The sequence below is a fragment of the Moraxella oculi genome, from assembly GCF_023336735.1.
GTDB classification, from domain to species: Bacteria; Pseudomonadota; Gammaproteobacteria; order Pseudomonadales; family Moraxellaceae; genus Moraxella; species Moraxella oculi.
In genome coordinates this window covers 1-7,249 of record NZ_JAMBAQ010000028.1, presented here as the reverse complement: position 1 = coordinate 7,249, position 7,249 = coordinate 1, and the positions used below count along the sequence as shown (strand labels likewise).

The 7,249-nt window shown below is 44.4% G+C and carries 6 protein-coding genes and 1 pseudogene; 2 read left to right on the top strand and 5 right to left on the bottom strand.

What is annotated here, in order from left to right; genetic code table 11:
- Positions 1-577: 577 nt before the first annotated feature.
- The 5 genes from parC to M2R47_RS08795 form a co-directional block, all read right to left on the bottom strand.
- Positions 578-2,821, bottom strand: a complete 2,244-nt coding sequence (gene parC, locus M2R47_RS08815; RefSeq protein WP_249102199.1) for a DNA topoisomerase IV subunit A — start codon at positions 2,819-2,821, stop codon at positions 578-580.
- 60 nt (positions 2,822-2,881) lie between these two features.
- Entirely contained in the window at positions 2,882-3,574 is a 693-nt protein-coding gene (tenA, locus tag M2R47_RS08810; RefSeq protein WP_249102197.1) for a thiaminase II, read from the bottom strand.
- Between the two features lie 128 nt (positions 3,575-3,702).
- Positions 3,703-3,996, bottom strand: coding sequence for a 4a-hydroxytetrahydrobiopterin dehydratase (locus tag M2R47_RS08805; RefSeq protein WP_249102194.1), 294 nt, complete (start codon positions 3,994-3,996; stop codon positions 3,703-3,705).
- A gap of 146 nt (positions 3,997-4,142) precedes the next feature.
- Positions 4,143-4,421 (bottom strand): GNAT family N-acetyltransferase, encoded by a 279-nt coding sequence (locus M2R47_RS08800; protein WP_249102191.1) that lies wholly within the window; start codon positions 4,419-4,421, stop codon positions 4,143-4,145.
- Positions 4,422-4,578: 157 nt separating this feature from the next.
- On the bottom strand, positions 4,579-5,517 hold the full coding sequence (locus M2R47_RS08795) for a LysR family transcriptional regulator (protein ID WP_249102180.1): 939 nt from the start codon (positions 5,515-5,517) through the stop codon (positions 4,579-4,581).
- Between the two features lie 160 nt (positions 5,518-5,677).
- Between M2R47_RS08795 and hppD the strand changes: the two genes are divergently transcribed.
- Both hppD and M2R47_RS08785 read left to right on the top strand, forming a co-directional pair.
- Positions 5,678-6,763 carry a 4-hydroxyphenylpyruvate dioxygenase gene (hppD, locus tag M2R47_RS08790; protein WP_249102179.1) on the top strand — a complete coding sequence of 362 codons (1,086 nt, stop codon included), beginning with the start codon at positions 5,678-5,680 and terminating at the stop codon, positions 6,761-6,763.
- 296 nt (positions 6,764-7,059) lie between these two features.
- A pseudogene (locus M2R47_RS08785) lies at positions 7,060-7,249 on the top strand (MFS transporter); the annotation flags it as partial.

Below are 7,249 nucleotides of genomic sequence, written 5' to 3'. Positions count from 1 at the left end.
TCCATTAAGGTAATGATGAATGACTGAAAGCTCAAGGTCGTCTGTGTATTTGGTCATAAAAACACCCCAAAGGTGTCTAACTTTTGGGGTGGTTCATCATGGGGTGGGTTTTATTTTCAGACCATATAAGTTCAGCGGAATACATTCTAAAGCAATCAGATAGAAGGGATTAAGATGGCATTGTTTGATGCTGGGTCGGATCGGTTGGGCGACTATGATCGTTGTAGTTGGCAGGTATTGGGATTGGACAATTTAGACCTTTAAAGGAAAGGGTACGAATTCTACCATTGGTGAGATTGATAAGGATGAATATGTCAAAGAATGTCGATTGGAAGTGATCGTTGCTGCAGATGGGCTGTCTGCTGTTATGTCTGCCCATAAGGATGCTCACGCTTATGAGATGCCTGCTTATGAAGTATTTGAGATGATGGCGGTGTGAGCTGTGGTGATGAGTGTTTTGGTATGTGCTTGCTGGCTGGGTTTGGTAGCATGAGCTTGACCAGGCCAGCGATGACTTAGCGATTGAGCAATCACAAAACCATCGCTGGGCATCATGTCAATAACAGGTGAGAGATGCTTATTCTTCTGTTGCCGCTTTTTTAAGACCGATGGCACTCCAGTAACCTTTTGGCAATCGACTGCCACGACCAGCTCGCTTGCCTACATAGTCTGGCAGGTCTTCAGGCTTGATGGAGATGGAGCGTTTGCCTGTATTAATGATGAGGCTGTCTGATGGTTTTAGGCTGATGATGCCGATAAGCTTTTCATCATCTTTGTCTTTAAGCGAGATGATTTTATTTCCCTTGCCTTTGGTTAGGCTTGGTAAGTCAGACAGTGGGAATATTAAAAGGTGGCCTGTGTTGGTCAGCGCTGCTACCAGTGTGTCATCTGGTGTGATGGCGTAAACAGGCAATAAGGTAGAATCGCCCAAATTCATGATGGTCTTGCCTGCTTTTTGCTTGGTTTTAAAATTGGTTAATTGCCCCACAAAGCCGTAGCCAGACGCACTGGCAAGTAAGATGGATTGCTCTTTATTGCCAAATAAAATCTGTTCCATTTTCGCACCAGCAGGTGGATTGAGCATGCTGGTAATGGGCTCACCTTGTCCACGAGCTGATGGCAAATGAACGGTGTCTAGGGTGTAGCTGCGACCTGTATTGTCAAGCAAAAACAGCTTATCGTTGGTTTTGCCTTGGGCGGAAGCTTGATATTCATCGCCCGAACGGTAGCTGAGTGCAGTAGCATCGATATCGTGGCCTTTTGCCATGCGAATCCAGCCAGCTTTTGACAGCACGACGGTTACCGCTTCGCTTGGAATCAGATCGCTGGGCTTGATGGAAGTGGCTTCGGCTCGCTCGACCACAGGCGACATCCGCTTGTCAGCATGGTTTTTCATGTCGGCGGTCAGCTCGTCAATGAGTAGGGCGGTCAGACGCTCTGGGTTTGCCAGTTGTTCGGTGATGATGGCTCGCTCAGCATCAAGAGTGGCTTTCTCGCCATTGAGTTCGATTTCCTCTAACTTGGCAAGCTGGCGAAGCTTAATGTCTAAAATGGCGTCCGCTTGCAAGTCAGTCAAACCAAACCGACTCATCAATTCCAGCTTTGGATCATCTTCATTTCTGATGATGTCAATCACTTCATCAATGTGCAAATAAGCAGCCAAAAGACCTGCCAAGATGTGCAAACGCTTATCAATCTTAGCCAAGCGGTGTTCAAGACGACGAATGACTACCTCACGACGACTACTCAACCATTCAGAGAGCATGTCTTTTAGGTTCTTAACCTGTGGCTTGCCATTGATGCCGATCACATTCATATTGACACGAAAACTTGTTTCCAAGTCAGTCATTGCAAACAGATGGTTCATGATTTTATCAAGGTCTATTTTTCCTTTTTTAAATTCAAGAACAATGCGGCAGGCGTTTTCATGATCAGATTCATCGTTAATATCATTTAGCCAGGGCAATTTCTTATCTGTCATCAGCTTGGCGATTTGTTCGATGATTTTATTACCTGAGACTTGGTAGGGTAGGGCATCAATGATGATGGTGTTTTTTTCTTTTGGGTCGTTGCGATAGGTCGCTCGCATTTTATAGCTACCACGCCCAGTTTCATACATGGCGATCAACTCATCTTTTGGGGTGATGATTTCAGCGTGGGTTGGTAGGTCTGGTGCGATGAGTGTTTGACACAATTCTCGTACAGATAGGTCTGGGTTTTTAAGAAGCTTGATGCATGTTTTGACCACTTCGGTCAGATTGTGTGGTGGAATGTCTGTTGCCATGCCAACGGCAATGCCTGTTGTGCCATTGAGTAAGATGTTTGGTAGGCGTGCAGGTAAGGTGGCGGGCTCTTTTAATGAGCCATCAAAATTATCCACCCAATCCACGGTGCCTTGGTCCAGCTCGTTCAATAAAGTATTGGCATAATTACTCATCTTTGCTTCAGTGTACCTCATGGCAGCAAAAGATTTTGGGTCGTCAGGAGAGCCCCAGTTGCCCTGTCCTGCAATCAGTGGGTAGCGATGGCTGAAGGGTTGAGCCATTAAAACCATTGCCTCATAGCAAGCCGAATCACCGTGTGGGTGATATTTGCCCAGCACATCACCTACCGTACGGGCGGATTTTTTGGGTTTGGCAGTGTGTTTTAAACCCAGTTCACTCATGGCATAGACGATGCGACGCTGCACGGGCTTGAGACCATCGGCAATGTGTGGTAAGGCACGATCCATGATGACATACATGGCGTAGTTCAGATAAGCTGATTCGGTAAACTCACTGATTGAGCGAGTGTCAAAAGCGGATTGATGATTGGTTGTCATGACAAGCGATTTGTTTGGTGAAAATTGCCTAACATTTTAGCAAATTTTTATCAGCTTTGCTTAGCCAATCATGTCTAATGAACGCCAGTGTGTCTGATGATAAGCACTTTCCCAAAACAGCCATTCTAGTTTGGCGGCATAGGCATATGCTTGACGCATTTTATTTAAAGTGTCTTCATCACAGCGGGCAGCCACCTTATCCACCACCTCAATGACTTTTCGCACTGCTTCATGAAATTCCTCGCCAGCATAGGTATCAATCCACGCTTGATATGGATTGTTGGGTAGGGATTTGTCATAAATGTCTTGCCCAACTTTGGCATAAATCCAAAAACACGGCAATAGGCTTGCCAACACCACAGGATAGCTGTCAGCATAGGCAGAAGCAATCAAATAGGAGGTGTAATGATGACATGCTAAGGTGAGTGGCGTGTTTAAAAAATCTTCGCAACTGATGCCAAATGCCTGCATAAAGCCATCATGCAACGAGCGTTCTACAACAATCGCTACTTTTGCAGCCTCACTGAATAAAATCACTTCATCTGCATCATAAGCCTTAGCAGCACATATCGCTAAGGCTCGTCCATAGGCGAGTAGGTAATGAGCATCTTGAATGACATAATGACTAAATGCGTCTTTTGAGAGTGTGCCTGCTGCCAGTTCTTGGTTAAAGGGCAGGTTTAATGTGGCTGTGTATAGCGGAAGATTTTCTTGCCAAAGTATTTGACTAAATGGTTGCGTTATTTGTTGCATTGTTTTAGCGTCCTGCGTGTGTATGAATATTGACCATATCTCACACCAGTCAGTTGACTGTCAAAAAAAGCCCTGTTAATTGGTCTAAGTAAGATGGGCAGATGGTCCATGGTTTGCTACTAGGTCGCTCACATTTTTTGGGCGTTAAACGATGTTTCTAAGCGTTTGGCGAGCTGTACATCTCTGTTGTGCAGTGTGCCTTGGTCAGCATTTCCAATGCTCACTTTAAGTGTGGTGTAATAGCTTTCCCAGTGAGGGTAATGTTCCAGCTCTTGGGCGTGAAAAGACATTTTGACGATGAAAGCCACCACGGAGGCAAAATCAGCAAATTCGTAAGTGCGTACTAGGCTGCTGCCATCAAGTTGCCATGCTGGCAAACCATCTAATTGTAGGGCGACTTGGTCGGAAGTCATGCTGCTCATAAAAATCCTTATGCTTGGTGGAAAATGTCTGTTAGTTTAGCATATTTGCTATTAAAAACCAGTGGGCGTGATGAGTTTTTGATTGTATGTTTTGCTGAATGAGGAAAAATCATGTAGGCAAAAATATGCATGCGACATTCATCACGCTAACCAAAGACCAAATCTTGGTAGTGTGGGTTTTTATTGATATAAGATGCCACAAAGCCACAAGTTGGAATGACTTTTTTGTTGTGTTGACGAGCATGGTCTAAGGCGTATTTGGTCAGTGCTTTACCAATCCCCTGGCCGCCAAGCTGGCTTGGGACGATGGTGTGTTGATAATCCAAGACATCGTTGCCATCGTCGGCATAGCTTAGATAGGCGGTGATGCTGTCAATGGTTGTCTCAAATCGCTTTGAGCTGGGGTTGTGTGTGATGTTAATCATTAAAATGCCTTTTAATCATCATGTGTGAAGCTAGCATAAAGAATTTTTTGATGTTTGTAAACGGTGATCAATCAATGGTGAGTATTGCCTTGAATCTTGTCGTGGACATTGGTGGTCATCTGCGATGAACATGAACGCATGGATGGGGCTGACAGCGTCATGAATTGGGAGAGTCTCTACCGACTGACGCTGTGTGGTCAATTTGCCAAGACTGGGCATACTCTTGTAAGAATTGGGCAAAGGCAATCACGGCAGCTGTTGGTGAGCGATGTTTGTGCTGGTACGACAAAAATTTACGCTCTATCACAGGATTGGCGATGGGAATCATGGCAAGATCATGTTGTTCCACCCAATTTTTGGCATAACTGAGTGCCAGTGTGATGCCAAGCCCCATCTGAGTCATGCCAAGAGCAGTGGATAAAAAATTCACTTCATAGTCTGTACGAAATAGTCTTTCGGACAATTCTATGGGCAATTCGTTCCTGATTTGTTCGGCAAAGGCGGCTTGCAGGGTGATGAGTTCGCCAGATGAAATGTCTTGCCAATGCACTTTGGTCAAATTGGCGAGACAGTGGTCGTGCTTGACAATCAGATAAAAAGGTGATGAAAACAGTTCGCTTGTGATGATGTCATTGCTAAACGGATGTTCAGGGCCGATGCCGATGTCCGCATCAATGAGATGTACTCTTTCTATGACCTCCCCCATGCCACAATCAATGAGGCTGACTTGAATGTCAGGGTATTTTCGTTTAAATTGCTTAATTAAGTCTGGCATGATGGTGGCGGCAAGTTGCTGACTGGCAGCGATGCGTACTTTGCCTTGATGGTAGTCTTTGATGTCATGAATCTCACCTGTAAACATTCTCATGTCATTAGAAACTTTCAAAGCATAAGGCAGTAGCCGCTCCCCTGCTTCTGAAAGATGGAGTTGGCGAGTGGTGCGATCAAACAAGATGATGCTCATCTGATTCTCCATCTCTTTGATCAATCCACTCAAAGATGATTGGGTCAAATGCAGCTCATCTGCAGCCTTGGTAAAGCTTTTGTGGCGAGCAACAGCAATGAAAGCGTTTAGCTGGCGTAGGGTGATATTCATAAGCTCATCCAATAAATACAAGCAAAAAACCATTTGTACATCGTTGGCAGCTATTTTATGATAACGAAAAATGACTTGCAACAGCTATTGTTAGGATATCGGTAGTCTGATGTGTTTGCAGGGTTTTTTATCCATCAATCAAATTGACTAAGGAATGACTATGGCAGATTTATTTGAAAACCCAATGGGGCTAGATGGCTTTGAATTCATAGAGTTTTCAAGTCCAACACCTAACTTTTTAGAGCCACTTTTTGAAAAGATGGGCTTTATTGAAGTGGCGCGCCACCGCTCCAAAGATGTGTCTTTGTATCGTCAAGGAGACATCAACATCATCATCAACCGCACCAAAGGTACGCCAGCTTATTATTTTGCCCAAGAGCATGGTGCAGGGGCATGTGCGATGGGCTTTCGTGTTAAAGATGCACAGGCTGCCTATGAGCGCGCGATTGAACTTGGGGCGGTCGCTGTGGATGTGCCAACTGATGTGATGGAACTAAGATTACCTGCCATCAAAGGCATTGGCGGCTCTTTGATTTATTTGATTGACCGCTATGAAGACGGCAAAACCATCTATGACATTGATTTTGAATTCATTGAAGGTGTGGATAGGCACCCTGTGGGTTATGGCTTTAAAGTCATTGATCATCTGACACACAATCTGTATCGTGGTCGTATGGATTATTGGTATGATTTTTATCAAAAAATATTCAATTTCCAAGAAATTCGCTATTTTGACATCAAAGGTGAGTACACAGGATTAACCAGCCGCGCCTTGACTGCACCTGACGGTAAAATTCGCATTCCGCTGAACGAAGAATCCAAAAAGGGCGGTGGCCAAATCGAAGAGTTTTTGATGGCATTTAACGGCGAAGGCATTCAGCACATTGCACTCTTGTCGGACAATCTGATTGAAAGCATTGATAAGATTCGTGCAGCAGGCGTGCCATTGGCAACCGCACCAAAAGACACTTATTACGAAATGCTAGAAGAGCGACTGCCAAACCATGGAGAGCCAGTGGCAGACTTGCAATCTCGTGGCATCTTGCTGGATGGTACGACTGAAGATGGTACGCCACGCCTACTACTACAAATTTTTTCTGAAACGCTCATGGGTCCTGTATTTTTTGAATTCATTCAAAGGAAGGGTGATTATGCCCAAGGTTTTGGTGAGGGGAACTTTAAAGCGTTGTTTGAGTCCATTGAGCGAGATCAAATTCGCCGCGGGGTTTTAGAAACGACAGATTAGTTAAATCAGGTCTTTGTGCGAGTACGATATGGCAATCATGTCGTACTCATTTTTATCAGACTGCTGTGCGATTAAAATCCATAGCAAAGCCTTTAAGCACATACGGCGACCGACTGTTACGCCATCAACTGTTCTTTTGCATCATGCCAGATTGAGTTTGCGATTCCAAATCAACTCAAATCATCGTTGAATGGGCGACGCTTTCATTGATATAGAAGCTAACTAAAACCTACCAAATCCTATCAAAAAAACGCTTTGACCATCATTAAAAAACTTCATCAATGGAGGTGTTTAGTATGCAGTACTCACTAGTTGCGATTGCAATTATTGTATTGGCATTAGGGAGTTTTGCTGATGAAGCGATGTTGGTTAGCTTCGCTTTGACGCTTGCTGATAAAGATCCAAAAAATTTAACCTTGCTATATGCTTTGTCTATGATTGGCGGTGTTATTGCCAGTCGTAGCGGTGCAGTGATTTTGCCAAAAA